The following is a 25,810-nucleotide window of genomic DNA, read 5'->3' on the forward strand; positions in this document are numbered from 1 at the left end:
CTTCTTCTAACAAACGTAAAACGTTTTCGGAAATGAGATAAACCGCTTACTGAAAGTGCTTACATGATAGATTATAGGCTATCCATCACCTCACGTCAACAATAAAAAAAGCCCTTGAGAAAGGGCTTTTTTTGCTATGAAAATCCTTAACTTTAATGCTTGGTTTTCAAGCTTATTTCACATCTTTTCCAGTCCAGAGAGCTACACGTTCTTTGATCCAAACCGTGTATTGTTTCTCCATCTCCACTGCACCCGCTTTATCGAGTTCAGCCAGAAGACTATCATATACGCTGTCGAAGTTCTCAGGTTTGGCAAGGATCGCTTCTGGAATACGTTTACGTACGATATCCTGTGTTTTCTGGAACGTTACGTTGTAATCCGTGTCAGATGGTACAGGCATGTTGTATGCTGCGCCCCAATCTTTCAGCTTCAGATCATCTTCGGAAGGATAGAAATCTTTCCATGTTGTAATACCGTATGCTTTCAACGTTTCCTTCTCAGCGGCAGTGTAACCTGCTTGAATCTGTTCAGGGAAATTCGTTGTGTAATAGTTATCTGTGGCATCTTTCACACCATCACCGTATCTGGCGCTAAATACGTTATACATGCCTACGCCTGATTCTTTGGTAAAAGCAGAGTTATCATTGGTTTTGCGATCTTGTACGTCATCCGGAATGATGCGTTTACCATTCTCTACTTGGTAATGTTGGCCTTCAACACCCCAGTTTCTCAGGACCTGACCTTCCTCGGAAGCAAGCCAATCCATGAATTTGATGATACGTACCGGATCTTTGGCCGAAGTTGTGATTCCGATACCATAACCGTCAAATCCTGTCGGTTGGAACGTATGATCCACAATATCCTTGTTCAGGGATACGGAGAAGTGGGCATATGTTTTGTCGCCACCGTTAGATGATTTCAAAGCATTTTCCGCCTCACCATAGTTCCACTCTTGGTCAATTAGACCAAGTACACGGCCACTGGCAATTTTGGATTTGTATTGGTCATCCTTTTGAACAAATGTATCTTTATCAAGCAGACCCTCATTGTACATTTTGTTCAACCAACGGAAATATTCTTTTTCTTCAGGACGTTTGTAGTGTAGAACGGCTTCATACGTCTCAGGGTTGATATAATACTCACCGTCATCCGGTCCACCCGTAGCTTGGAATGCAGGGTTCGTTACCGTAATCATAATTTTCCAGTCATCTGCATTCAATGTTAACGGAATCGTCGGTTGACCATCAATCGTTGGATGTTTTTCATAATACGTTCTCAGTACGTTCTCGTAGTCCTCAAGCGTTTTTACTTCAGGGTAGCCAAGCTCTTTCAATACTCTTTGTTGAATTTCGAATCCGCCCGTAGCGTCAAATGAAACGTTATCTACACCCATGTTGGTCGGGATCGTGTAAATGGCTTGATCTTCCAAACTGTATTTCAGACGGTTCATCTGATCACCATAGATTTTTTTCAAGTTGGGAGCATGCTCCTCAATTAGATCGGTCAGGTCCAGCATCGCGCCTGCATCCACAAGCTTAGACAAGTTGCCTTTAGGATAGATAATATCAGGGTAATCACCACTGGCAGCCATCAAAGGAATCTTTTGGTCACCGCCATTATTCACATCATACTCAGCTTCAATTGTAACTCCCGTTGCCTTAGTAATTTCTTGACCGACAGCATCCTTCATGTTATTCCAGTTCGGACTCGCGTCTGCACCAAAGAATGTAAAGGTCACTGGACTGGTTGTATCTCCGGAATCAACCGGTTTCTCTGAAGCGTTAGTTCCTCCTCCACTGCCGCTGCATCCTGCTGTAATTGCAAGAGCACTGGCTAACAGAAGCATTGCGAATGTTTTTGGTGTTTTGCCCTTCATGTGTAATCCCCCTTATGGATATTAATGAAGCTGTATATTTGTATAACAGGCTGACCTGCACATACCGTGACCAGATGAAACAAATGTAATTTTCTTGTTTTTATAACATTAGAAGCGTTTTCTTAAAAAATAAAAAAATGTTCTTCTTTCCTTATTTCCTCTTCATTCTGCAAATGTTTACTTTGAGATTCAGGTGTATGCCACGTGTTGTACAAGCAAATGTAAGTGCTTTCATACTTGAATAATAATCGCTCCTATATCCCTTGTCAATAGTGAATTTATAAAATTGAAAACGTTTTTTAGAAAACGTTTTATATAAAAAAAGAACCCAAATATTCTGGGTTCTTTTTCGTTTTAGATCTGAATTGCTAATCGTTTATTTAGCCTCTTCACCGCTCCACAATTGAACACGGTTTTGAACGAGTTCTGTATATTGTTTCTCCATATCCTCTGCTCCTGCTTGGTTCACTTCTGCAATCATGCCGTCATAGATCGCATCGAACTGTTCAGGAGTACTCAGAATGGCTTCCGGGATACGTTTCCGAATGATATCCTGTGTTTTCTTGAAGATGACGTTGTAGTTGGAGTCACCTGGTGTTGGCAGATTGTATGCTGCTCCCCATGGTTTGATTGGGAATTCATCTTCACTCGGGAACAGATCTTTCCACGTCGTAGCACCGTAAGCTTTGAGTGTTTCTTTCTCTGCATCGGAATATGCTGCCACGATCTGTTCAGGGAAATTCGTAGTGTAGTAGTTATCCGTTGAATCCTTCACACCGTCTCCATAGTGACCGGACATATTGGTGTACAGTCCAATACCCGTTTCTTTCTGGAATACGGCTGCATTATTGGTTTTCTGATCCAGAATGTCGGCAGGAATGACACGTTTGCCGTCCTGCACTTCATACTGTTTGCCCTCAATTCCCCAGTTCATCAGCACTTGCCCTTCTTCAGAAGCCAGGTAATCGAAGAATTTGATCGTACGAACCGGGTCAGGATTCGATGTTGTAATCCCTACACCCCAACCGGATACAAAACCAGGGTCTTGGTAGGCATGATCCTTGATATCCTCGGACAGGGTTACTGGAAAGTGTGAATACGTTGCTTCAGTCTTACCAGCGGATTTCAATGCATTTTCTGCATCGGAATATCCCCAATCCTGGTCAATGACACCCAGAACACGTCCACTTGCAATTTTGGATTTGTATTGGTCTGTTTTCTGGATAAAGCTGTCCTGATCCAGCAATCCAGTGTTGTACATATGGTTCAACCAGCGGAAGTATTCTTTTTCCTCTGGACGTTTGTAATGCAGACTTGCTTCATACGTCTCTGGATCGATGTAGTATTCACCATCATCCGGAGCTCCTGTTGCCTGGAAGGCTGGGTTCGTTACGGTAATCATGATTCTCCAATCATCCGCGTCCAGTGTTAACGGGATGGTTGGCTGACCATCAATTGTTGGGTGTTTTTCTTTGTACGCCTTCAATACATTCTCGTAATCCTGAAGTGTACGTACTTCCGGATATCCGAGTTCTTTCAGTACACGGTGCTGAATGCCAAATCCACCACCTGCATCAAAGTACTTTTGGTCTACCGCATAATACGTTGGCAGCACATAAATAGCCTGATCTTCATTACTGTATTTCAACCGGTCCATGTAATTACCATACAGCTTCTTCAGATTGGGAGCATATTGGTCGATCAGATCTGTCAGATCGAGCATTGCTCCGGCATCCACCAGTTTGCTGAGTTCTCCTTTGGGGGAGACAATATCCGGATAGTCTCCGCTCGCCGCCATTAAGGATATTTTATCTTGACCACCACTAACGGCAAATTCACCGTTAAGGGTTATCCCTGTTTTTTCCGTAAGGACTTTACCTACTTCATCCTTCATGCCATTCCAGTTCGGACTGGGGTCAACGCTGAAGAAATCAAAAGTAAGTGGAGTTGTCTCTGCGCTTGTATCCTTGAACGACGTATCACTGCCGCTTCCTCCACCGCAACCTGCGAGTAAAGACATTGCAAGCACTGGTGCCAGTGCAATCTTCATTTTGGAACTTGCCATAATGGTAATCCTCCCTGTTTCATATGTCTGTTTGTCCGGGACTTTTTTGTCCCTGTCTATAGCTTCATGAATACCACACCGCAGCCCTATACGGTGAAGCGCAGACCAAATGGCTGCGCTTCGGGTATCCTGATGCTTCATTTGTAGATGTACGGCCGCTCTATGTGGCAGCCTGTACCCTATTGTTTAACCTTTTACTGCGCCCAGTGTCATACCACCAACAAAGTACTTCTGAAGGAATGGATATACAATGAGGATTGGAACCGTCACAACGATCGTAATCGCCATTTTGATCGATTCCGGTGAAATCTGTGTCATTTGCTGCGCCATATCATTGGCATTTCGTCCAGCACCTGAGCCCTGCTGTGTACTTTGCAATACTTTCATCAGCTCATATTGGAGCGTGGTCAGATGTGCCTTTGAACCATTATACAGGTACGTATCAAACCACGCATTCCATTGACCTACAGCCAGGAACAATGCGATGGTAGCAAGCACTGGTTTACACAGTGGCAAGATGATTCTGTAATAGATTGTAAAGTCATTCGCTCCATCCAGCTTCGCGGATTCCTGCAATGAGTATGGCAGGCCATCAATGAATGAACGGATGATAAACACGTTAAATGCACTGATCATGCCAGGCAATACATATACCCAGAATGTACCGATCAGGTCCAAGTCACGCATCAGGATGTATACCGGAATCAGACCACCGGAGAAATACATCGTGAGTGCGAGTGTTGTGGATACAAATTTTCTAAGTCCAAAGTCAGGTCTGCTCAGTGTAAAGGCGATCATAGATGAACTGATCAATCCGAGCACGGTACCTACAAGTGTACGCAGAATGGATATCTGCAAACCTTGTAACAATCCATCATATTGGAAAATCGTTTTGTAGTTCTGTAATGTGAATTCGCGAGGCCACAAGTAAATTCCGCCACGTACTGTATCTGTCGAGTTATTGAGTGAGATGGCTAGTACGTTAAGGAATGGATAAAGTGTTACAACCAGCACCATGGTCATCGCGAGGATGTTGAATATATCGAACAGTTTATCGCCCCGAGTAGCATTGAATGCTTTGTTCGCCATAATGTCGTCCCCTCCCTACATGATGCTTTCTTTTGTGAATTTTTTGAACAAGCCGTTCGCAGTAAACAGAAGGATGATACTGACAACGGAGTTGAATATACCTATGGCTGTACCATACGAGAATCGTCCCATATTCAAACCATAATTGAGCGCGTATAGATCAAGTACTTCCGAGTAGTCTGTGACCAGACTGTTTTGTAGCAAAAATTGCTTCTCGAAACCGATACTGATAAGATGTCCAATCGACATGATGAAAAGTACAGAAATCGTGGTCCGTATGCCAGGCAGCGTAATATGCCACATCTGTCTCCAGCGGTTGGCTCCATCTACACGGGAAGCTTCATACAGCTCATTGTCGATACCTGTAATCGCCGCCAGATAGATGATGGCATTCCAACCGGTTTCCTTCCACATATCTGAAGCGGTTACAATGTACCAGAACAAGTTCCCCTTGGCCATGAATTGGATCGGTTGATCGATAATGTTCAGTCCTACCAATAGATCATTGATAATCCCTCCATCGGTGGAGAGCATCTTCGTAATGATCCCGGCTACAACAACCCAGGATACAAAGTGAGGCAGATATGATACCGTTTGCACGGCACGTTTGAAGAACATGCCTCTCATTTCATTCAGGAGAATAGCGAAGAATATCGGTACGATAAAACCGACAACTAGTCCCATCAAGCTCATTGCAAGCGTATTACGAAGTACCAGATAGAAACGATCATCACTGAAAAGCTCTACAAAGTGTTTAAAACCAACCCACTCTTGATCACCAAATGATCTGGCAGGTTTATAATTTTGGAAAGCCATCGTCCATCCCCATAGTGGCAGATAGTTAAATACGAAAACCCAAGCTACGAATGGCAATGACATGAGATAGAGATATTTCTGCTGTTTCATTCTGTCCCAAATTCCGTTCCGCCGATTCTTTAAAGGCGGTTTGGGGTCACTGCTTCTGTTCGCGGAAGCGGATTTTTTTGTTAGCGTTTCCATCTCCGTTCCCCCTCCTCTGTTTTATAAAATAATCATACTCGATAGAGCGTTTTCAAAATACCATCTGGATTTTAGAGAAAATCATATAAAAATTAGATATAGACATATATAATCAGACATTAATTCGTTAAAATCAGTGATAAATTCTACTTTCAAATGATATAAAAGTAATATTAAGGTAAAATACTATCTAAAGTGGTAAATATCGAAAACGTTTTATAGTAATCGTTTACTTCAATTACATGGCATACAAAAAGGACCCTTTCGGGTCCCTCTGATTACAATGTAAATTGAATGGTTTGCAGTTTAACGATGCCGAGTAATTGCGCTACGGATATGGAGGTTGCTGGACGGAATTGATCTCCATTCAGATACGCAAGCATCTCCTGAAATAAGTAGGCGGCTTCCGGACGCTTCATTACAGCCAGATTGGCAAACGGAAGTGAGGATATCAAAATCTTGCCCTTCCCTACTTTTGCCTCAAAGGCATAAGCGAGTCGTTTGGCCCGATGGAAATGGTCCACCACTTCGATCAGCGGTTCCACCCCGGGCAACGTATCCAAACATATCGCTGGTGTACCGTTCACCAAGTGATACCAATGCCAGTCCGAAGCCCCATCATGCGGGAAGGAGCCTAGTAGTGCTGGCCGATCTCTCAAATACATACCCATCGTTGCACCAGGCTGTGTAGCAAACATCAGGTAATTCCAGAATACAGGCAGATACTTGGTCTCCACTGAATCATATAACCCTTCTGCGGTTGGCTGTAGCCAAACACTCCCCCCGTTGACCACATAATCAACGACATTGGGTGTTAACGACTGAACGATAACCAAGTCAATCTCCCGATTTTTCAACAACTGGAATCCATCGATGCGATCTACGCAATCATCATGCGCTTCACCCAATAATGGCTTCAACTCTGCCACGGTATTCCAGAACCGATTTGAACTAGGATGAGACTGATAAAAAGGAAACGACCAGCCATGCCATACATTCGCTACAGTTCTTTCCGAATCGCCTGATATCAGCTCTGCTTCGATCCGAAAAGCTACTGCCCCTTCATGAGGAGCGGTAGCGACGATGCTTCCCAGTGACATGACAGACCCACATTGGATATCTCCGGTCTTCCATTCCCCTTCAGTAAGTGTCACATCATCGCTTATTAACCTCCACTGAGTAACCGCGTCCTCAAGCGGCTCCTTACCGTAGTGAGAGATGCGTACATCGACATGAATGGGTTCTCCGGCGTAAAATGTACGCTCCTTGCAGCTTAACAACAGCACCACATCTGCGTTGAAACACATGAATTCTTCTGGTGTTGTAATGCCTTTGTCATCCCAAAATACATCCAGAATGCCCGTCGTAGCATGTCCCTGCCCTGGAAAATCACGAATGTCCAGAAGCTGTACGCCCGCAGCGTCCGGTGTTCGCCGAATTCGCTCCATAGCTTCTTTTAAGGAACGTACCAGATGGGTACCACTGACCTGTTGAAAATGCTCCAGGTCCTCGATCATACCTTTGTTTGTTAACGATTCTTCGATCGGTCGTAACCAGCTAGGACGCAATACGCCAGTATACTTCGCTCGCTCTTGGGGCCGCACATACATGGTGTACTGTGCATGTTCGTGCCCAATGACGGGATGCTCCGCGAGCCGAGTGACTGCATGATAGTCCAGCGTGGTATCCGGCACAGCAGAATATGCGGATTCCAACGGGGGATGCCAGTTCAACGACTGAATATAATAATCACCTTCCCGCCCTTGCGTCGGAAGCTGTCCAAAACCTGTATTGTCCGTATATAACCGGGTCGGGTCCATATCCCTTGCCCTCGATACTAATGCATTGAGTTCAGGGTGGCCGTTCGGACCAATGAGTTCATTCCCCATGGAGAACATGACGAATGAAGGATGCCTATGCAGCGACTGAAGCAACCCGTCCAGTTCTTGTGTCAGATAGGACAATACTTCAGCTGGCGCAGACTGATCCGATTGCTCAAAGAAACGAGACCAATGGGGAAGTTCTGCCTGCACCAGCATGCCTGCTTCATCAGCAGCATCCCAGAAAGGCTCCGGCGCGCTCCACCCATGCAGTCGGACATGATTGAAGCCATACGATCTGGCGATTCGAAATTGCTGAAGATAATGCTCCTTGTCCCAGACGGGATAACCCGTCAGTGGAAAGATACAGCAATCGACGTATCCACGCAAATATACTGGTGTCCCATTCAACTCAAGCTGCTTCCCGTTTGTTGCAAAGGAGCGTACACCAAATGATTGCTCCAGCCGATCCAGTTCCCGTTCACCGTCATGCAGACGGATCACTGCCTTGTATAATTCAGGGGATTCATCTGACCATCTTGCGACAGACTTTCCTGTCCCAAGTTCCAATCGCCACTGATCTATTAAAGCGTTGCTTTCATTTACACCTACTGAGCTTATATCCACATGCGCTGGAACACTCATATCCACATGACAACTATATCGATCAAGCCATGTGCCGTCCGGTTGCTGGATATCCACATGTAATTGCATCGATCTAGCGGAATCATCTGCGGGAGCGCTTACAGTACAATCAACCAGAATGGTTCCGTTCTCAGCATCTGTTTGAATACGTAACGTCTGTAATCGGCATGGGGGCAGACTGTCCAGATAAACACCACCCGTGATTCCACCCCAGGCTGTGGCCGTATGCAATGAATGAATATGGCTACCCGCCAGCGGAAGTTTCATCGTATTATCCACGCGCATCTCCACACGATTCACTTCTCCCTGCTTCACCAGAGAGGTAACATCCCACTTCTGTTGATTCACCAGACTATCCTGCTGCCCGGCATACTGTCCATTGATCCAGAGATGCGTTGTCCATCGGACACCTTCCAATCTGAATACATAGTGGCATCCGGGACCGTCTGATGGAACATGAACATCCTGAGCATACCAGGCTGAGCCTTCAAATTCGCGTACCTTGGTCCAAGTATCGAGCCTTTCGTATTCAGGCTCATCTCCGTATCCTTGCTCTTCCCATGAACCGGGAATCTGAATGGTCTCCCATGATGTATTTTCACACTGTGATGGCGGTAATATCTCTTGTTCAACGAGTATATCGGACTCCAGATCCAAACAAAACTGCCATGTTCCATTTAAGTTCAATGTATGACGCACAGAGCCTATATCAGACAAATTCATATCGTATAGCCATCCCTTCATCTGGATACTTGTAAATCCAGTCTAAAATGTAAAGCATTCGGGGACCATTGCTTATCATGGGAAGTGCATGGACAATATGATGAATCTGGAAATTTCTCAGGAATACCGAAAACGTTTTACACAATAGGTAGGGGCAAAGCCCAGCACTCCGTACTTATTCCTCGTTTATATCCGTAGCCGTTCCTTTAATTGATGATTGGGTTCTGGCCTGTTTGTAAGCGGATGGGGATTCCCCTACATATTTCTTGAACTTACCGTGGAAGTAGTCCACATTAGCATATCCCACTCTCGCCGCGACCTGATGGACCTTCAGTCCTTCGTCCAGCAATTCCTTGGCCTTTTCCATACGAACCTTGTCCAGAAATGCATTGAAATATTCTCCAGTATGATTCTTGAACAACTTACCCAAGTAACTGCTGTTATAGTTAAACACTTCTGCCAGCACTTCGAGTTTGAGATTTTCGCCAGGGTTACGCTGGATAAATTCAATCATCTGTTTCAATACAGTATCCTTGCTTCCCCCACCCATACGTTGAATAAGTCGATTCAAATGTTCCGATGCCATGACTTTGAGATCAGACATCGTAAATTGATGATAGACTTCATTAATCAGAACCGAATGTTCCTGCATAATGGAGTGCATATGTTGATTCGTCGCTGCAAGTTTGTTGAAAGCCAGGGAAAATACCTGTGAGAACGCCGTCTTAATCGCTTGCTCTGTTCGGTGATATGGAACCAGGCGCTCTTCCATCTCACCCAGCACCCGCATAACGGACTCACTACTGCGGATGTCTAACGCATAATACAGCTTGTCCGCGAGTTCGTCCTCAACTGGCTCATGTGCTCCGTCCACAGCTTCAACTTCTGGTTTAACAACGCTTTGGCCTTCGCTGCCTTCAGTCCACAGAATGATGCGTTGCTCCGTGAACAAGAAGCGTTCCCCGAGTAAACAATTTGCCTGCGTGTATGACTGCGCAATTTCAGAAGTGGAATGTACGGGTTCTCCTGCAGCACCATACATGTGAACCTCCCATTCTCCCAGCAGTCCTTCCAGCTCATCATACAGATTTCTTGCAGATGACTCGGATGTGATTATTTCCTTACTTAACAGTCCCAGACCAGAATGGAACGAGAATACAATGCCTCGGTCTTTATGGTCAAATGCTTCAATCAGTTTGCGTTTCATAACACTTCCCCGTTGCAGGTCGGGGGTTACATGCATCTCAAGCAGCACAATCTGATAGTGAGGCCAATGCAGCCCCAGACTATCTTCTTCCATGCTGCCCGCACCCTCCAGACTGTCAAAGAGCAAAGCCTCGATCTGATGCTCCCGAAAGACGATATCTTCACCAGCATGACGTGCCATTGTCTCCCGTTCACGGGTCAGGATTGTAGCAATACGCTCCAGTTCACCAATAATCTCTTCTTCATCCACCGGTTTGAGCAGATAACCATCCACACCAAAACTGATGGCTTTTTTGGCATAATCAAAATCCGCGTAACCACTCAATATCAAAAAGTGCGAATCCGGATGATTCCGGCGCACTTCTTCAATCACATCCAGCCCGGTCATACCGGGCATGCGAATATCAATAATCGTCAGATCAGGCTCCAATTCCTCAAACCGGGAGATGGCCTCACGCCCGCTGGCAGCTGTAGCGATAACCTGGAATCCGTATTTTTCCCACTCGATAATGGTTGTCAGTCCCTCACGTATGCTCGGTTCGTCATCCACCAAAAACACTTTATACATGTTGGTCCCCTCCTGCTGGCAAAGTGAAAGAAACCTCTGTTCCTTCCCCATATACACTCGTAATCTGTAACCCATATGGCTCCCCGTACGTCAAGGTTAAGCGTTGATGTACATTACGCATGCCGATCCGACTCTTCTCCTGTTCCTCCGGTCCACAGATAAACTGCATCACCTCAGCCAGTCGTTCTGGCGTTATGCCTGCACCATTGTCATCCACACGGATCTGCACAATGTTCTCTACTAAACGAATACTTATATGAACACGGACTGTGCCCTCTTTGTTCTCCAGACCATGGACAATCGCATTCTCAACCAGAGGTTGAATAATCAAAGGCGGAATGTACATCTTCTCCACCTCGGGATCGATATGGATCTGGAATGCAAGGCGGTCGCCGTAACGAAATTTCTGAATTTCCAAATAGGAACGTACCATTTCAAGTTCAGCCCGGAAGGTTGTTTTTCCACTGCCAATCTCCAGACTCTTGCGCATCAGCTTGCCCAGCAACCTGACGATGTTGGCAATCTCTGCTTCTCCCTTGATATGCGCTTTCATCCGAATGGACTCCAGTGCATTAAACAAGAAATGGGGATTGATCTGGCTCGCCATCATTTTCAATTTAATCTCTTTTTGGGCGATTTCCAATTGATTGTTCTGTTCGGTCGCTTCTACCACCTGCGTCATGAGTTCATTGATACTTTTCACCATATAGTTGAACTGTCGTGACAGTTGTCCAATCTCATCGTTTCCATCAATCCGTGAAGTCACGTTCAGGTCTCCTAATGCCAGCTTGTTGAGGTGTTTACTCAGCCGGAGCAATCGGTTCGAAGTGAGGAACGAGATGATATATACGAATAATAGGGCGATAACCAGCACAAGGATAATAAAAATCATGCCAATCAAGCTGACGGTGTTAGCGTCTTTGACGATATTTTTGGTGGCAAAAACCGAAATCACCTTCAGGCTGTTCATACTCGATCCAGGGCCCAGCTCATCAATAACAATATTAGATGGTTCCCCTCGGAAATCCCCCTCTATGGTGCCTTTCGCCTGATTCTGCAGATCAACGCCAAAATCAAGCTCATCCAGCGTTTTACCCACCAGCTCGGTATTCTTGGCCGCAACCACATACCCCTGCTCGTCCGTAATCATCGTCTCAAACTGTTCCTGACGCAACAATCCATTCAGCTCATCCTGATTGATCACAATCATCAACACGCCCTCGGTCCGATATTCGGCAAAAGGTACTTTGCGCACCAGGCTGAGCTTGTGTACAGGATTATCTTCCTTGTCTGGAATGTAGAACCACCCGATGCTGGTTGTTTTCAGTGCCTGTTGGTACCAGTAGCTCTCTTCCGTCTGCTTGTCTACCGGGATGAATTCGAGGTTGTTGATCAATGTTGGGTTAGTTGAGTAAAAACGAATGCCTGCTATCTCACGGTACAAACGCCTGTACTCCTGAAAGTCTTTGTATGCAAGATACGCTGAGGTTAGCTCTACAACGCTCTTGTACCGTTTATTGACGATCTCCTTGAGATCCGCATTAAACATTAATAGATTGGATATATCGGTTGGTACACGAAGCATGGTTGCCGTCTGGCTCTTGATTTTGTCCACATTGATGATCGTCTGTCCTATCGCGTTGTCCAGGGCTTGCTGGCGAAAATAACTGGTCACAGCAAGACCAACAATCAGGACCGGAATCATGACAACCAGTACATAGGAAATGAGCAATTTATGCTTTAATTTGAGATTATTAGTGGTTCGTATCAACCTTTTCAACATGTCTGCACCTTCCGTCATCTGTATAAGCGCTTACATATAAACAGCAGGATCAGGATGTACTGTCCTCAGAATTAATCATACCACAGAACCGCCAGAATTCGGATTGTCATTGCAGTAGGTAATATATTGCCAGGCAACAAGCCAGCCTAACCTCTAACAAAAGAGGCCGCCATTAACATGGCGGCCGGGCTTACCGAATTATTTTCTACTGACAGAAGTTTAGTGACTCCTAAATGGGCGGAATCCCTGTTGAAGTGTTGGAAAAGCCAAAAAAGGCACTCCCACGATTGGAAGTGCCTTCTCAGTATCAGAGATTTACTCATATGCTGTTAAGGACGAGGTGTACTTACCCCATTGAGGATCAGTTTAGGATGAATATCGGCGTTCAGCGAAGCGGAAACTGCACAATATTTTTCCTCAGCCATCTGGATGGCTTTCCAGATGCGATAATCCGGGATATCCCCATCGACTTTGAAGATCAGATCAATGGATGTGAAGCCTTTGGGCATCTCTTCACTGCGTGTGCCTTGCGCTTCAATCTCAATCGACTCAATTTTGTCCAGGAAAGCGTCCAGAATCATCGTAATATCGATTCCCATACAGCCCCCGAGACCCGCCAGTAACAATTCCATCGGGGTTGCACCCTTGCTGTCACCACCATAAGCAGCAGTGGCATCCATGCCAACCGCGTAGCCAGAGGGTCCTTCGGAAGTAAACGCACGTTTGCCTTTCCATACGGTTGTTACATTCATGATGTTATCCTTCTTTCTCACAATAGTTTAAGTTCAAGCGAAAAAGGTTTGCACTTGCCACTCCGATGACAGAATAACCTTCCGATCGCTGTTATCCCCAGATTTTTTTGATTCCCTTCTTCAAGGGGAAAATCAGGGGATAAAGGCGCACGCTCCGCTTCTTCAGGTTTCTTCCGTCCTCTCCGTTCTTGTGCAAAAAGTTTAGTTGAACTGATATCGTTCATGACCTTAAATACCCGCTCGGAGTACGTTCGTTCTTCCGATCGCTGTTATCTTAATCAAAATTCAGTAATTTGTTGCAAGAAACGGCGGGTGCGTTCTTGCGTTGGATGTTCAAAAAAGGCTTGTGGACTTGCTTCTTCCACAATTGACCCGTCCGCCATAAAGACGATTTTGTTCGCCACATTACGGGCAAACTTCAATTCATGCGTCACGACCAGCATCGTCATACCTTCCTCTGCAAGCTCCTTCATGACGGAAAGCACTTCTCCGACCAATTCAGGATCAAGAGCTGAAGTTGGCTCATCAAACAGCATCACTTCCGGCTCCATCGCAAGTGCACGTGCAATGGCTACCCGCTGTTGTTGCCCACCAGACAATCGGGACGGATACTGATCTTGCTTGTCCGACAGGCCCACCCGATCCAGAAGAATCCGGCCGCGTTCAGCTGCTTCGTCACGCTTGATTTTTTTCACCGTAACAAGACCTTCTATCACATTACCCAGCACTGTCTTGTGCGGATACAGATTAAATTGCTGGAATACCATGCCGGTCTGGCGACGAATCTCCAGTACCCGGGCACGTTGGACTCGCAGCGGATCTGCGCTGTTAACCACAATGCCGTTCACTTCGATCTGTCCTCCGGACAACTCTTCGAGTCCATTCAGACAGCGCAGCAAGGTACTCTTGCCTGAACCACTTGGGCCGAGCAATACAACAATATCTTTGGCATCGACATGAAGATCGATGTTCGTAAGTACTTCATTTTGCTGAAAACGTTTGGTAAGTCCAGTTGTTGTAATCATCGGTTCTCTCCTCCCATCAGTAAGCCCGGGCCAACCGGCGCTCCACTTGTTCCAGAATGGCCGAGAAGCCGATACTCATAATCCAGTAGATCACACCAATCGCCAGATAAAAAGGCATATTCAATGCATATTGCGATACCAGCAGTTGTGCTGAACGCAACAACTCGGTAACACCAATCGCCGCCACAAGTGATGTTTCCTTCAACATGCCAATAAACGTGTTCCCCATCGGCGGAATCGCAATGCGCACAGCCTGCGGGAAGATAATCCGTCTCATCGCTTGAGCCGGGGTCATTCCCGTTGCATATGCAGCTTCAGTCTGTCCTTTAGGCACAGCCTGAATGGCTCCACGGAACGTCTCCGATAGAAACGCACCTGCATTCAGACTGAGTCCCAAACAGGCAGCCGTGAGTGATCCCAAGGTCACTCCATAATCGACCAATCCGTAATAAATAACGAATAATTGCACCAGCAGCGGGGTTCCCCGCATGATGGATACATAAAACCTTGCGATCAACCTAAGCCACATCGGTCCCTTCAGACGAGCAATCGCAACAAGCACCCCGATGATGAACGCAAAAAACATGGAGATCACAGTTACATACAGCGTATAATAAGCCCCCTTCAGAAAGAAGGGGATATTCTCAAATACCAGTTCCATGGGTCAAATCTTCCCTTCGCCTTGCAGGTTCATTATTGCGCAGGCTCTTCACCAAACCATTTTTTGAAAATGGTATTGTACGTGCCATCATCTTTCATGCCTTTGAGAGCATCATTCAGTGCTGCTACGAGTTCCGGATTGTCTTTACGAACAGCAATACCTGCCTGGTCACTCTTAATAGCTTCACCTACAGCTTTGATATTCAATCCGTTGGCATCCACAATCGGTTTCAGAGCGTACATATTGTTGATTGTTGCATCAATCCGCCCAGCATTCAGATCTTTGAGTGAAGAGATGACATCGTCATAGGTTTTGATCGTGAAGTCTCCCACTTTTGGCAACACTTCATTACGCAGATATGATTCATCATTTGTACCCAGACCTACGCCAATCGTTTTCCCTTTGAAATCTTCCAGCTTGGTAATATCGTTATTGTCTTCTTTTACAATAATTTTAACTTGGTTCGTAATATACGGATCACTGAAATCCAGTACTTTCTTACGATCATCGGTAATCGTCATTTGGCTGATAATGGCATCAAGCTTCTTCGCTTGCAGACTTGGTGTCAAACCGGAGAACTCTTGGGATACAAATTCAACCTCAACCCCAAGACGTTTCGCAACTTCACGTGCGATATCGGCATCGTAGCCGTCCATTTCTTTCTTATCGTTCAGGAAGTTGTACGGTGCGTATGTGCCCATCATGCCCACTTTGATAACGCCAGCCGACTTAATTTGTTCCAGTTCATTGCTTGCCTGTGCACCATTTGTGCTTCCATTGTCTGTTGCTTTACTTCCACAAGCACTAAGTACCAGCACGGTCATCAGCAGAATAGCTGTCAAAGACCAGCCTTTACGAGTTTTCGATCCATATGTGTTGTTCATTACGTTAACTTCCTCTCAGTCGTGTATTGATCTGGATGTACATTTGGTTACTTTATTGTGACTAAACCGCAGTTGTACCCATTATTCCCTGCTATTTGTTTAATCATGTGAATCTTATGTGCCCAATAGTCCGTAAAACTCAAAGCTTGCTGCTTCAGCTGCCAGCGATGAAGCTGTCATGGCTGAGAATTTGCTGTGCAACTCATCGGAACCGAACAACCAGCGAGATATCATGCCTTCTATCATGCTTACCAATAACGCTGCTCGAAGCGGTACATCCATGCCCTTAGGCAACATGCCGAGTTCGATGGCACGTTCCATATTGTGACGAAAAGCAGTTTCCACGGCATTACGTGTCTCTTCGACCAGGCGTTGTACGGACTCTTCCGTCACGATGCCTTTGAGTAACAGTTCCATAAAATAACGATTCTGCGCGGCAAACATAAACAAGTCAGTGAACAGCCTTTCCGATGCTTTCACCATATCCTCTACTGATCCGGCATCCTTGCGGTACCCTTGTCCAATCGACTCAAGTAACTCCTCCTTGCCTGTTAAGACAATCTCCGAAGCAATGGCTTCTTTACTCTTGAAGTGCCAGTAGAATGTCCCTTGCGCCACACCAGCCTCGCGGACGATATCGGAAATTTTCGTCTGATGGTAACCTTGGGTTGCAAAACGCTCCATCGCTATGCGTATTATTTGGTCCCGGCGTTCTTCACCGGGTTCCAAACCGTTAATTTTGGTCATTCATGTAACCCTCCCGATTGATCAGTCAGTCAGTTAAGTTATATCCTATGGGATAACTAGGTTTTTGTCAATATAGTTTTAAACAAATGGTTACAAGCATAAGTTGAAGTTGAGTGCATTTGTGATCATAATAGGTGATAGCCTTGTTCAAATGAACAGGCATGGTCAAGCAGGACAGCCTGTGCTGTCACCTGCATTTCAAGGAGGAAGAGAATTGGACATTATATCATCCATTATTATGGGCATCATCGAAGGTTTGACTGAGTTTTTGCCCGTGTCCTCTACTGGACACATGATTCTGACTGCCCACTTGCTGGGTTTATCGGAGGACAACGAGTCAGTCAAAACGTTTGAGGTGGTTGTTCAACTCGGAGCTGTACTTGCTGTTGTTGTACTGTACTGGAACAAATTCATTGATATGTTCCGCTTCACCGGAGGGAGCAGACCTTACTCCCGCCGCCTCAATCTGGGACATATCTTCCTGGCGATGGTTCCTGCCGTAGTCATCGGACTTGTATTCCGCGACTGGATCAAAGCACATTTGTTTGGTCCGGAAACAGTGCTGTACAGCCTCGTTATAGGTGGTATATTGATGATCGTAGCCGAACGTTGGAGCCGGAAGAGTGGGCGGATTACTACCCATGATGTCGATGATATTTCCTACAAACAGGCATTCGCGGTGGGACTATTTCAGATCTTGGCGTTGTGGCCAGGTTTCTCCCGTTCCGGGTCAACGATCTCAGGTGGTCTCTTTGCAGGGGTAAGCCGTGTAGCCGCTGCGGAGTTCACATTCCTCGTGTCTGTGCCAATTATGATTGGTGCTACGGGATATGACCTGTACAAAAGTATCGATCACCTGAACGGCAGTGATTTCCCAATCTTTGCGATTGGATTCATCGCTGCTTTCATCGTCGCCATGCTTGCGATCAAGACGTTCCTGTCCATTTTGAAAAAATTGAGCCTGACCGTCTTTGCTGTATATCGCTTTGTCTTGGCAGCCGTGTTCTTTATTATTTTGATGTAATCATTACAATTCAAGTAATTAGACAGGCAAAATCAATGGCGGCCTCACGTTCCCTTGGGAAGCGAGGCCGCCATATTTTATATTGCTATACTTCCGTTACTTCATGTTTCTGTTACTGCTCCAGAGACAGGAACATCCGTAATTAGAAGAAGTCTGATTCTTCATTACTTCCTTCTTTAGTGGGTTGGATCGTTGGTGATGCCGACTAGGTTTAATATGTATCATGGACAACCATATTTCTGTTCACTTCTGAAAAGCAGTCTGTCTAATACCACTCTTTTACTTGAAAGTTCCGGTGTTTCTTTCGACTCTTCAATCTCTCACGCAGATTATATCTATTCTCCTTTTGTTCCTGCAGCAGTTGTTTCACTCCAATCATCAACAATCGGTATCTTCGGTCATCATTGTGACTTAATTGGTGCATTTCTTCAAAAATTTCATTCTTCATACGGATCTTGTTCACTCCAAATATTCAGTTTGTTCTCACAGTATACATGGGAGCACTGAACAAATTCTAAACAAGCGTTGTTTCTCAACTTCAGTTATTCGAATGCACATTTGAATGCACATCATGCGTGCTGGAATGAAACAGAAAAACCCCTTCCTGTCGCAAGACAAGAAGAGGTCTCCTTAGTTAAATTAATTAGACAAACTGCTGAGTCTCGTACGCTTAAACTTTGGATTCAAGCGTCTCCAGATACTCGGAGATTTGAGCAGGTGTTTTCGCCCATTTGCTATGCAGATGTGCGATTTTCTTGCCGTTCTGGAAGACGAGCAGGCTTGGAATGCCGCGTACACCATTCTCTTCGGCAAACGGCTGGAACTTTTCTGCATCCAGGGCATAGAAGGTTTTGTCCGTATGTTGGTCGATAACATCCCCGATAAAACGATCCAGGTTTTTGCAATCCGGACACCAGGTTGTATCAAATTTAATGACGGTAAAACCATCAGAATTAATTGTATCCAAATACTGTTGTTCACTTTGAATTCTTTCCATATGTCTTCTCTCCCTTATATGTTCCTTTTTTGGCTGATCTTCATTGTACCTCGTATAGTTACAATTGAAAATAGGCTGGATCGAGTTAACGATGCTGCTTGTACAGATTAGCGGGACTGAGCTCTCGTATTTCCTGAATTTCCGCAGGGGTGAGTTCAGGCGAATTCGAAGCAGCAATATTATGCAACAACTGTTCTCTTGAACTGGCACCAGGAACAACAGCTGCTACGGCAGGATGGGATAACGAGTAGCGAATAGCTGTCTGAGCCATACTGCGTTGGTCCGTAACAAGACGACTTAGCCCTTGCCGAATGGTATATAGTTGCTCTGGCGTGTAGTCCAGATAACCTTTGTCTGCCTTGGCAGATCCGGAATCGGCAAGCACACCGCTAGCTACGGGCCCACGGGCAATTACGCTGATCCCCTTTTGTTCCAATAAAGGCAGCACTTCTTCTTCCGCTCTGCGGTCAGCAATGCTGTACTGATTCATCACACTGACGATGGATGCCCTCTTTACATACTCCCGAATCACATTGGGACGAATGGAGGAAATTCCGTAATATCGGATAAGTCCTTCCTTCTTCAGTTCCTCAAACGCTTCGATCGTCTCTTCAATGGGGTCGTCCAAGGTCCCGCCATGCAGCTGATACAGATCGATGTAATCGGTCTGCAGACGCTTCAGACTTTCATGTACAGCCTGCTTAATGTAGGCTTTGGACGGGTCCCATGACCAGCCCTCTTTGCCAGGCAGACGACGATTACCTACTTTGGTCGCCACAACGACTTGGTCACGACGTCCCTTAATAGCTTGTCCTACAATCTCTTCATTACGCCCTTCGTCATACAGATCGGCTGTATCCAGCAGATTGACGCCATGTTCCAGAGCCTCATGAATCAGGCCTATAGCTGGCTCCATTTCAGTTCCAAGTGACATACATCCCAGCCCAATCTCAGACACCATCAGTTCGGATGTACCCAGACGATTTTTCTTCATATGTGCATCTCCCTCCATACGTTCTGCAAGTATCCATTGTATCATTCTTGCTGGCAAAAATCGCATGCCTCACCGAAACAAAAGGTAGTTTTCAACTGCACAAAAAAACCTGGAACGACTTCATCTCCAGGTTTCTCGTGATCATCATTTAAATTCAATCGATAAACGAACTATCGCAATCTATTTCACTTCCACACGTGGTCTGGTTTTACTTGTTCCATTGGACGAATTGGAGTTTTTCATCATACCCGAGACAGTGCTAAACAGCTTATCTCTTGCTTGTTTGTTCCTCATCAGATAAGTCACACCTGCGCCGATAGCCGTCATGAGTATTCCTCTTCTTTTAGACATGTGCTTCTCCTCCTTCAGGATAAATGTACATCGTGTCTTGTTTGACAATTACCCTGTGGGAGCAAAACGAAACGAAGTACAGGCTTGATCGCAGAAAAAAAGATGACCTCCGAATTCAATTCAGCGGTCATCTTCCAATCGTCCTGTTGAAACATCAACCGAACGAGATAAATCATACAAGCTTTCGTACAATCAAGACAAACGTCCATGTCCAATTAATCAGATGGCGTTGCCACATGGGTCATTTCTTCATGTTTGTAGGTCGAACCATCGGCGGTCAGATAAAAGTGTCCGATGGGATGCAGATCTTCATCCAATTCGTAGACAAGCGGAATGCCTGTCGGGATATTGAGCGCCATCACGTCTGCTTCGGACAATTGTTCCAGATGCATGACGAGTGAACGGAGCGTGTTCCCATGCGCAGAGATCAGCACTCTTTTGCCAGCAGACACCATCGGTTTAATCTCCGCATTCCAATACTCCAGTACACGCTTCGAGGTATCCATCAGGTTCTCCGTAAACGGGATGGTGCATCCGAGTCGCTTGTACTTGTCCAGATCCTGCACATATCGGTCATCGGTTTCGTCCAGTGCCGGGGGAGATACGTTCACGGATCGTCTCCATTCCTTTACTTGGTCTTCCCCATACTTCAGAGCAGTCTGCTGTTTATTTAGTCCTTGCAACGCACCATAATGGCGTTCATTCAGCTTCCAAGTCTTCGTAATGGGAATCCACATGAGGTCCATTTCATCCAGCGCAATATCGAGTGTTCGGATAGAACGTTTCAACACGGATGCATAGGCGTAATCAAAATCAAATCCCTGTTCCTTCATGATCTTCCCTGCTTTACGTGCTTCTGCGTAACCATCCGTCGTCAGATCCACATCAGTCCATCCGGTAAAGCGATTCTCTACATTCCACATGCTCTGTCCATGGCGAATCAAAACAACTCTGTACATAAACGTGAACCCTCCTTCCATGGAAACATTACCCACAAGTCAAACTAATTAGCACAGTGAAACGTTCATCACATTAATAATATGGTGCCATCATCAGGTATACTACGACACCTGTAGAACTGACGTACAGCCAGATTGGCATCGTCCAACGTGCAATTTTGCGGTGTTTCTTCAATTGATTCGTCCAACCCCACACAAGTGTGAACAACGCCAATGGAACAATCAGGGCTGCCAGTATACTATGGGTAATCAGAATGAAGAAATAGATCGAACGAATGATGCCCTCGCCGCCGTATTTGGACGTCTCTGGTGAGAGGTAATGAAACGTCAGATAGGTCACGAGGAATAACAGTGTTGTTGAGAATGCAGCAAGAATAAATCGTTTGTGCAGCTTCACATTCCGCTTAATAATAGCAATAAGCGCTGCGAGCAGGAATATGAAGGTAAAGCTGTTAAACACGGCATTAAACCGCGGCAACACCGTAATATCAAAGGTTACATCACCTTTGTAACCAATCGACGGTGCGAAGAACAATAATAAAATAATGACATTAGCGAGAATGGAAATCGTGATAATGATACCTGCGAAATTTTTATTACTCGTCGGGGATGGAATGTTCGGCTCCCCTTTGTTATTTTTGCCCAATGCAAAATCCTCCTCATATCCTAACTTCTATGTTCTATATCATTATATCTCGCCAATTCCGGGCTGTTAAGTGACAACACTCTGAACAAAAGCCGCTGCACTTCCCTATAAAATGCCCCTTTGCGGCCATTTTCACTCAAATCCAATCCGCCTCCCATTTACCGAATCCTTCATTTGTGGTATAATTAACGCAATTAATCACATACGCGTTGAAACTGGAGGAGCCTGTCACCAAGGGCCCCTCTTTGTCTTTTTCAGGCACAGAACAGCACTCTGCTAATGCCGTTCTGTGCCTTTTTGTCTGTTTGAAGCGGAGGATGGATCGCCCTTGGGTTGGTTAACCTATAGACGCTACTACTGGAGGGGAGTACACCTATGGAATTTATTTTGGTTCTTGCACTTATTTTAATCTTTACCAAACTCGCTGGTGATCTATCCGTAAGATTGGGTCAGCCATCCGTTTTGGGGAAATTGATTGTCGGTGTCATCCTCGGACCTGCGCTGCTCGGTTGGGTTCAGCAAAGTGATTTCGTACATTATATGGCTGAGATCGGGGTACTGTTGTTGATGTTCATCGCCGGATTGGAAACGGATCTGGAGCAGTTGAAGAAAAACTGGAAGGCGGCCTTTGCCGTAGCGGTCGGCGGTGTTATTTTACCTTTTATCGGAGGATACGGTTCGGCCATAGCATTTGGTATGTCGCAGACACACGCGCTGTTCTTTGGACTTTTATTCTGTGCTACTTCCGTCAGTATCTCAGTTCAGACGTTGAAGGATATGAATCAGCTGAGTTCACGGGAGGGTACCACCATTCTGGGTGCAGCCGTTGTGGATGATGTGCTCGTTGTGGTTCTGCTCGCCGTGATGATGAGCTTGCTCGGCACAGGTGCAGGGGATGTCTCTATTGGATTGTTGATTGGTAAGAAACTTTTGTTCTTTGTCATCATCTTTGCAGCAGGCTGGTGGCTTGTGCCACGGGTCATGAAATGGATGGCCCCACTGCGGGTCACGGAAACCGTGATTACGACAGGACTCATTATCTGTTTCCTCTTCTCATACTTTGCAGAGTGGATGGGTGTTGCTGGAATCATAGGTGCATTTGCCGCTGGTATCGCCATCTCCCAAACCAAATTCAAACATGAGGTTGAAACTAAAATCGAGCCGATTGCTTACGGAATATTTGTCCCAGTTTTCTTTGTCAGTATCGGCTTAAATGTCACTTTTGATGGTGTGGGTTCACAGATTTGGTTTATTGTTGTTATAAGCCTCATCGCTATTGTTACCAAACTTATCGGTGGTGGAGCTGGTGCCCGGCTGACCGGGTTCGACCGTTCCTCTTCTATTGCTATTGGTGCAGGCATGATCTCCAGAGGGGAAGTTGCTCTAATTATTGCTTCGACCGGACTTGCTTCGGGCTTGCTTGATTCGGAATACTTTACCAGCGTTGTGATCATGGTTATTGTGACTACACTGGTTACTCCGCCACTCCTCAAAATCACCTTTGCACGTAAAAAAGGGGAGCAGCGGGTTGAAAAAGGAATTGAAGATTCTCATTTGAACGGGTGAGGTATTGAAATCATTCCATATTTAAAGCTATACTTGATTTATAAATGCAACATATCGGTCGTGAAGCACACGCCGCTTTGATCCATTCTCCCCTTCAACGCGAAGGTTGGAAATGGTCAGAGCGGCTTTTTGTATTTTGACATGACGACCTGAAGCCTGTTCACGTTCGTTTATTTATTTTTAGAGGAGATGAAGACGATGAGCATTGATTTTGAGGAGGCTTACGAAGTTTGGATGCACTCCCTTCTGGAGAAGGAAACGAACCCCAGAGTGCTGTCCAGACTAGAAAATGGACTTGAACATGGCACGTTGGAATTTTTGCGTTCAGTCTGGTTTCCGGTGATGAAAAACTTTAACCATTTGCAACCCGAATGGGAAGTTCGAGACTTTCATAACGGCTATCGGTATTTGGATCTTGCATACATGCCAGGTAACGGCGTTAAGGGAGGTATTGAGATTCAGGGATACGGGCCACATGCCCGTGATCTGGATGTACGGCGTTTTAAAGATTTATGCTGGCGGCATTGTCTGCTAACGCTTGATGATTGGATTATTCTGCCGATCGCGTATCTCTCCATTAAAGACGAACCGACACAGTGCCAACAGCTTGTGCTCTCTTTTATGGGAAAATTCATTGCTACGGACGTTCCGACATCCTTAAATTGGCTAGAAGCCGAGACTGTTCATTATGCCAGACGCATCATCCGTCCATTTCCCCCTCGGAACTAGCAACACACCTGCGAATCACGGATCAACATGCTCGAAGAGTTCTTCACAGCCTGATTGATCAACAAGTATTACATGTCGCTAGTGGCGCTCAACGATATCGAACGTATATCTTACGAACATGAGACACTCTATTTCGCCGATATCGTACATATCCATTTTTTAACGAACTCAGGACATCTTATTGTGATGATATGAAGTAGATCAGGGCACTTTTTCGGGCCTTTTCGTGAAATAAGTTTGCTGGGATTCGTTAGAATTCCAACATGCCTCTTATCTCGATAATAAGCTCACCTGAGTTCGTTAGAATTTTAGAAATGACTCCGAAACTTTTGGAGTTACTATTATAACTTTTGGAGTTACTACTATTAAACCTAATTGCGAACCACTTTAGCTACTGAAGTGTCAGATACTTGCGTCACTAACGAGTTACATGGAGATTTAAACGGAGGAATAGCTCTGAGCTTGAATTTACTTGAAATAGCTTGCGGGCTAGCCTACAGCTCCAAGGGTAAGTTACTTGTAGTCGATTAAATTACTTAGAATGAGGTCTCCGACCATATATAGAAAAACAAAAAAAGACCACCTTACACTCAAGAGGTCTTCGATCTTTGCCTGTTGTTACAACAGGCTGTCCCATTTTAAGTTAGCACACCGACATAAAAACCAATGGAGATAAAGACAACACACCAGACGAATGCACCAATGCCCGATACAACTACGTACCTGCCAATTGCCATCTTGCTAATCCCGGAGAAACAACACATCAGATGACGAATGCCTGGAATGAAGTAACCCAGGATGATGGACCAATACCCATATTTGAGGAACCACGACTCCACCCTGCTGAATCGTTTGGCATTAACGCCGACCCACTTGCCGTATTTTTCAACCAGCGGCCTGCCCGCTTTCTTGCCAATCATGTAGCTAAGCAGCCCTCCGGTAAATGCGCCACCAAAACTGACGGCGATGGATACGGAGTAATTCAATACCGAGATGGAGGCGAGATAACCGACAAAAGTCATCATCACCTCATCCGGAATCGGCATGCCAATAACGCCGAGAGCCAGTAGTCCGTATATTGCGAAATAACCATATTGACCAATAAATTCTTTTGCAAATTCCATACTGACTCGCTCCTTATTTCGGTTCCACAATATCCTTCTCATGTGAGGCTAACACTTGTTTTAGAGACGGGAATCGGATTTGGCTCACCATGAGACCGGATAATACAATAATGACAAGATAGGCTACACCATGTGTGAAATAAGGACTCCAGAGTGCGAAAAAGGACATCAGACCTCCCGCAAATGTAATCGGCATTCCGACAAAACCACTGCTTGCTGTCTTCTGACAGTTATAACGGGCCAGACGCAAAGCCCCGCAAATCGGAAACAATGCAGTCAGTGCCATCCCCATCACACTCACTTCAATCATGGAATTCAGGTACAGAATCAGTACGGGTGCTGTTCCGAATGAAACTACATCCGCAAGCGAGTCCAAGGACTTGCCGAACTCACCCTCACAATGCAATTTACGAGCCGCATACCCGTCAAACAGATCAAAGAACATCGCTACCCATATCATCATCACAGCCAGGGCAAATTCACCATGAATAGCCATAATGATTGCCAGTATGCCTGAACTCAGATTCCCCAAGGTTAAAATCGATGGTAAAGACTTCATAATATTTGACTCCCTTTC

General features: G+C 45.5%; 22 protein-coding genes and 1 pseudogene. 3 read left to right on the forward strand and 20 right to left on the reverse strand.

The features are described from left to right. Positions 1 to 172: 172 nt before the first annotated feature. From AC1DE7_RS18380 to AC1DE7_RS18435, 12 genes are all read right to left on the reverse strand, one after another. Entirely contained in the window at positions 173 to 1,876 is a 1,704-nt protein-coding gene (locus tag AC1DE7_RS18380) for an ABC transporter substrate-binding protein (protein WP_340984230.1), read from the reverse strand. A 376-nt stretch (positions 1,877 to 2,252) separates the two neighbouring features. Further along, entirely contained in the window at positions 2,253 to 3,941 is a 1,689-nt protein-coding gene (locus tag AC1DE7_RS18385) for an ABC transporter substrate-binding protein (protein WP_282320204.1), read from the reverse strand. 186 nt (positions 3,942 to 4,127) lie between these two features. Then, positions 4,128 to 5,030, reverse strand: coding sequence for a carbohydrate ABC transporter permease (locus AC1DE7_RS18390; protein ID WP_127546605.1), 903 nt, complete (start codon positions 5,028 to 5,030; stop codon positions 4,128 to 4,130). 15 nt (positions 5,031 to 5,045) lie between these two features. Continuing rightward, positions 5,046 to 6,029: an ABC transporter permease gene (locus AC1DE7_RS18395; RefSeq protein ID WP_127546607.1), complete on the reverse strand. Its 984-nt coding sequence runs from the start codon at positions 6,027 to 6,029 to the stop codon at positions 5,046 to 5,048. A 278-nt stretch (positions 6,030 to 6,307) separates the two neighbouring features. Further along, complete coding sequence (locus AC1DE7_RS18400; RefSeq protein ID WP_477534931.1) at positions 6,308 to 9,217, reverse strand: glycoside hydrolase family 2 protein; 2,910 nt, start codon at positions 9,215 to 9,217, stop codon at positions 6,308 to 6,310. 175 nt (positions 9,218 to 9,392) lie between these two features. Next, the gene (locus AC1DE7_RS18405; protein ID WP_477534932.1) at positions 9,393 to 10,991 is read right to left on the reverse strand and encodes a response regulator; all 1,599 of its coding nucleotides are present in this window, start codon (positions 10,989 to 10,991) and stop codon (positions 9,393 to 9,395) included. Beyond that, complete coding sequence (locus AC1DE7_RS18410; RefSeq protein WP_127546612.1) at positions 10,984 to 12,774, reverse strand: sensor histidine kinase; 1,791 nt, start codon at positions 12,772 to 12,774, stop codon at positions 10,984 to 10,986. The genes AC1DE7_RS18405 and AC1DE7_RS18410 overlap by 8 nt, the downstream gene beginning before the upstream one ends. A 329-nt stretch (positions 12,775 to 13,103) precedes the next feature. Next, entirely contained in the window at positions 13,104 to 13,526 is a 423-nt protein-coding gene (locus AC1DE7_RS18415) for an OsmC family protein (RefSeq protein ID WP_017692209.1), read from the reverse strand. Positions 13,527 to 13,804: 278 nt separating this feature from the next. Next, positions 13,805 to 14,551, reverse strand: coding sequence for an amino acid ABC transporter ATP-binding protein (locus AC1DE7_RS18420; RefSeq protein ID WP_477534933.1), 747 nt, complete (start codon positions 14,549 to 14,551; stop codon positions 13,805 to 13,807). Positions 14,552 to 14,567: 16 nt separating this feature from the next. Next, on the reverse strand, positions 14,568 to 15,212 hold the full coding sequence (locus AC1DE7_RS18425) for an amino acid ABC transporter permease (protein WP_017692207.1): 645 nt from the start codon (positions 15,210 to 15,212) through the stop codon (positions 14,568 to 14,570). 32 nt (positions 15,213 to 15,244) lie between these two features. Then, a complete protein-coding gene (locus AC1DE7_RS18430; protein WP_017692206.1) occupies positions 15,245 to 16,096 on the reverse strand; it encodes a substrate-binding periplasmic protein in 852 nt (283 codons plus the stop codon). A gap of 114 nt (positions 16,097 to 16,210) precedes the next feature. Beyond that, on the reverse strand, positions 16,211 to 16,843 hold the full coding sequence (locus tag AC1DE7_RS18435) for a TetR/AcrR family transcriptional regulator (protein WP_282320200.1): 633 nt from the start codon (positions 16,841 to 16,843) through the stop codon (positions 16,211 to 16,213). 214 nt (positions 16,844 to 17,057) lie between these two features. Between AC1DE7_RS18435 and bacA the strand changes: the two genes are divergently transcribed. Further along, positions 17,058 to 17,867 carry an undecaprenyl-diphosphate phosphatase gene (gene bacA / locus AC1DE7_RS18440; RefSeq protein ID WP_477534934.1) on the forward strand — a complete coding sequence of 270 codons (810 nt, stop codon included), beginning with the start codon at positions 17,058 to 17,060 and terminating at the stop codon, positions 17,865 to 17,867. A 265-nt stretch (positions 17,868 to 18,132) separates the two neighbouring features. Here bacA and AC1DE7_RS18445 read toward each other — a convergent pair whose 3' ends face one another. From AC1DE7_RS18445 to AC1DE7_RS18470, 6 genes are all read right to left on the reverse strand, one after another. Continuing rightward, the gene (locus AC1DE7_RS18445; protein ID WP_036606873.1) at positions 18,133 to 18,315 is read right to left on the reverse strand and encodes a hypothetical protein; all 183 of its coding nucleotides are present in this window, start codon (positions 18,313 to 18,315) and stop codon (positions 18,133 to 18,135) included. Between the two features lie 222 nt (positions 18,316 to 18,537). Then, positions 18,538 to 18,864: a thioredoxin family protein gene (locus tag AC1DE7_RS18450; RefSeq protein WP_017692202.1), complete on the reverse strand. Its 327-nt coding sequence runs from the start codon at positions 18,862 to 18,864 to the stop codon at positions 18,538 to 18,540. An 85-nt stretch (positions 18,865 to 18,949) separates the two neighbouring features. Further along, positions 18,950 to 19,858: an aldo/keto reductase gene (locus tag AC1DE7_RS18455; protein ID WP_477534969.1), complete on the reverse strand. Its 909-nt coding sequence runs from the start codon at positions 19,856 to 19,858 to the stop codon at positions 18,950 to 18,952. 180 nt (positions 19,859 to 20,038) lie between these two features. Beyond that, positions 20,039 to 20,209: a hypothetical protein gene (locus AC1DE7_RS18460; protein ID WP_167350917.1), complete on the reverse strand. Its 171-nt coding sequence runs from the start codon at positions 20,207 to 20,209 to the stop codon at positions 20,039 to 20,041. A gap of 215 nt (positions 20,210 to 20,424) precedes the next feature. Further along, entirely contained in the window at positions 20,425 to 21,168 is a 744-nt protein-coding gene (gene gpmA, locus AC1DE7_RS18465) for a 2,3-diphosphoglycerate-dependent phosphoglycerate mutase (protein ID WP_477534935.1), read from the reverse strand. A gap of 73 nt (positions 21,169 to 21,241) precedes the next feature. Further along, positions 21,242 to 21,814 (reverse strand): DUF420 domain-containing protein, encoded by a 573-nt coding sequence (locus tag AC1DE7_RS18470; protein WP_017692198.1) that lies wholly within the window; start codon positions 21,812 to 21,814, stop codon positions 21,242 to 21,244. A gap of 375 nt (positions 21,815 to 22,189) precedes the next feature. On the opposite strand from AC1DE7_RS18470, the gene AC1DE7_RS18475 reads away from it, so the two are divergent. Together AC1DE7_RS18475 and AC1DE7_RS18480 are read left to right on the forward strand one after the other, a co-directional pair. Next, complete coding sequence (locus tag AC1DE7_RS18475; protein ID WP_477534936.1) at positions 22,190 to 23,380, forward strand: cation:proton antiporter; 1,191 nt, start codon at positions 22,190 to 22,192, stop codon at positions 23,378 to 23,380. A gap of 198 nt (positions 23,381 to 23,578) precedes the next feature. Then, positions 23,579 to 24,231, forward strand: a pseudogene (locus tag AC1DE7_RS18480) (transcriptional regulator). A 516-nt stretch (positions 24,232 to 24,747) separates the two neighbouring features. Here the strand turns inward: AC1DE7_RS18480 and AC1DE7_RS18485 are convergent. Both AC1DE7_RS18485 and pssA read right to left on the reverse strand, forming a co-directional pair. Further along, positions 24,748 to 25,233, reverse strand: coding sequence for a DedA family protein (locus AC1DE7_RS18485; protein ID WP_036606861.1), 486 nt, complete (start codon positions 25,231 to 25,233; stop codon positions 24,748 to 24,750). Between the two features lie 13 nt (positions 25,234 to 25,246). After that, positions 25,247 to 25,792, reverse strand: coding sequence for a CDP-diacylglycerol--serine O-phosphatidyltransferase (gene pssA, locus AC1DE7_RS18490; RefSeq protein ID WP_477534937.1), 546 nt, complete (start codon positions 25,790 to 25,792; stop codon positions 25,247 to 25,249). Between the last annotated feature and the right edge of the window lie 18 nt (positions 25,793 to 25,810).

The organism is Paenibacillus sp. 10L310 (assembly GCF_056395745.1).

Bases quoted from the DNA above. Each gene is read 5' to 3' on its own strand.
- AC1DE7_RS18380 (WP_340984230.1), bottom strand. From the start codon at position 1,876: ATGAAGGGCAAAACACCAAAAACATTCGCAATGCTTCTGTTAGCCAGT.
- AC1DE7_RS18385 (WP_282320204.1), bottom strand. From the start codon at position 3,941: ATGGCAAGTTCCAAAATGAAGATTGCACTGGCACCAGTGCTTGCAATG.
- AC1DE7_RS18390 (WP_127546605.1), bottom strand. From the start codon at position 5,030: ATGGCGAACAAAGCATTCAATGCTACTCGGGGCGATAAACTGTTCGAT.
- AC1DE7_RS18395 (WP_127546607.1), bottom strand. From the start codon at position 6,029: ATGGAAACGCTAACAAAAAAATCCGCTTCCGCGAACAGAAGCAGTGAC.
- AC1DE7_RS18400 (WP_477534931.1), bottom strand. From the start codon at position 9,217: ATGAATTTGTCTGATATAGGCTCTGTGCGTCATACATTGAACTTAAAT.
- AC1DE7_RS18405 (WP_477534932.1), bottom strand. From the start codon at position 10,991: ATGTATAAAGTGTTTTTGGTGGATGACGAACCGAGCATACGTGAGGGA.
- AC1DE7_RS18410 (WP_127546612.1), bottom strand. From the start codon at position 12,774: ATGTTGAAAAGGTTGATACGAACCACTAATAATCTCAAATTAAAGCAT.
- AC1DE7_RS18415 (WP_017692209.1), bottom strand. From the start codon at position 13,526: ATGAATGTAACAACCGTATGGAAAGGCAAACGTGCGTTTACTTCCGAA.
- AC1DE7_RS18420 (WP_477534933.1), bottom strand. From the start codon at position 14,551: ATGATTACAACAACTGGACTTACCAAACGTTTTCAGCAAAATGAAGTA.
- AC1DE7_RS18425 (WP_017692207.1), bottom strand. From the start codon at position 15,212: ATGGAACTGGTATTTGAGAATATCCCCTTCTTTCTGAAGGGGGCTTAT.
- AC1DE7_RS18430 (WP_017692206.1), bottom strand. From the start codon at position 16,096: ATGAACAACACATATGGATCGAAAACTCGTAAAGGCTGGTCTTTGACA.
- AC1DE7_RS18435 (WP_282320200.1), bottom strand. From the start codon at position 16,843: ATGACCAAAATTAACGGTTTGGAACCCGGTGAAGAACGCCGGGACCAA.
- AC1DE7_RS18445 (WP_036606873.1), bottom strand. From the start codon at position 18,315: ATGAAGAATGAAATTTTTGAAGAAATGCACCAATTAAGTCACAATGAT.
- AC1DE7_RS18450 (WP_017692202.1), bottom strand. From the start codon at position 18,864: ATGGAAAGAATTCAAAGTGAACAACAGTATTTGGATACAATTAATTCT.
- AC1DE7_RS18455 (WP_477534969.1), bottom strand. From the start codon at position 19,858: ATGAAGAAAAATCGTCTGGGTACATCCGAACTGATGGTGTCTGAGATT.
- AC1DE7_RS18460 (WP_167350917.1), bottom strand. From the start codon at position 20,209: ATGTCTAAAAGAAGAGGAATACTCATGACGGCTATCGGCGCAGGTGTG.
- gpmA (WP_477534935.1), bottom strand. From the start codon at position 21,168: ATGTACAGAGTTGTTTTGATTCGCCATGGACAGAGCATGTGGAATGTA.
- AC1DE7_RS18475 (WP_477534936.1), top strand. From the start codon at position 22,190: ATGGAATTTATTTTGGTTCTTGCACTTATTTTAATCTTTACCAAACTC.
- AC1DE7_RS18485 (WP_036606861.1), bottom strand. From the start codon at position 25,233: ATGGAATTTGCAAAAGAATTTATTGGTCAATATGGTTATTTCGCAATA.
- pssA (WP_477534937.1), bottom strand. From the start codon at position 25,792: ATGAAGTCTTTACCATCGATTTTAACCTTGGGGAATCTGAGTTCAGGC.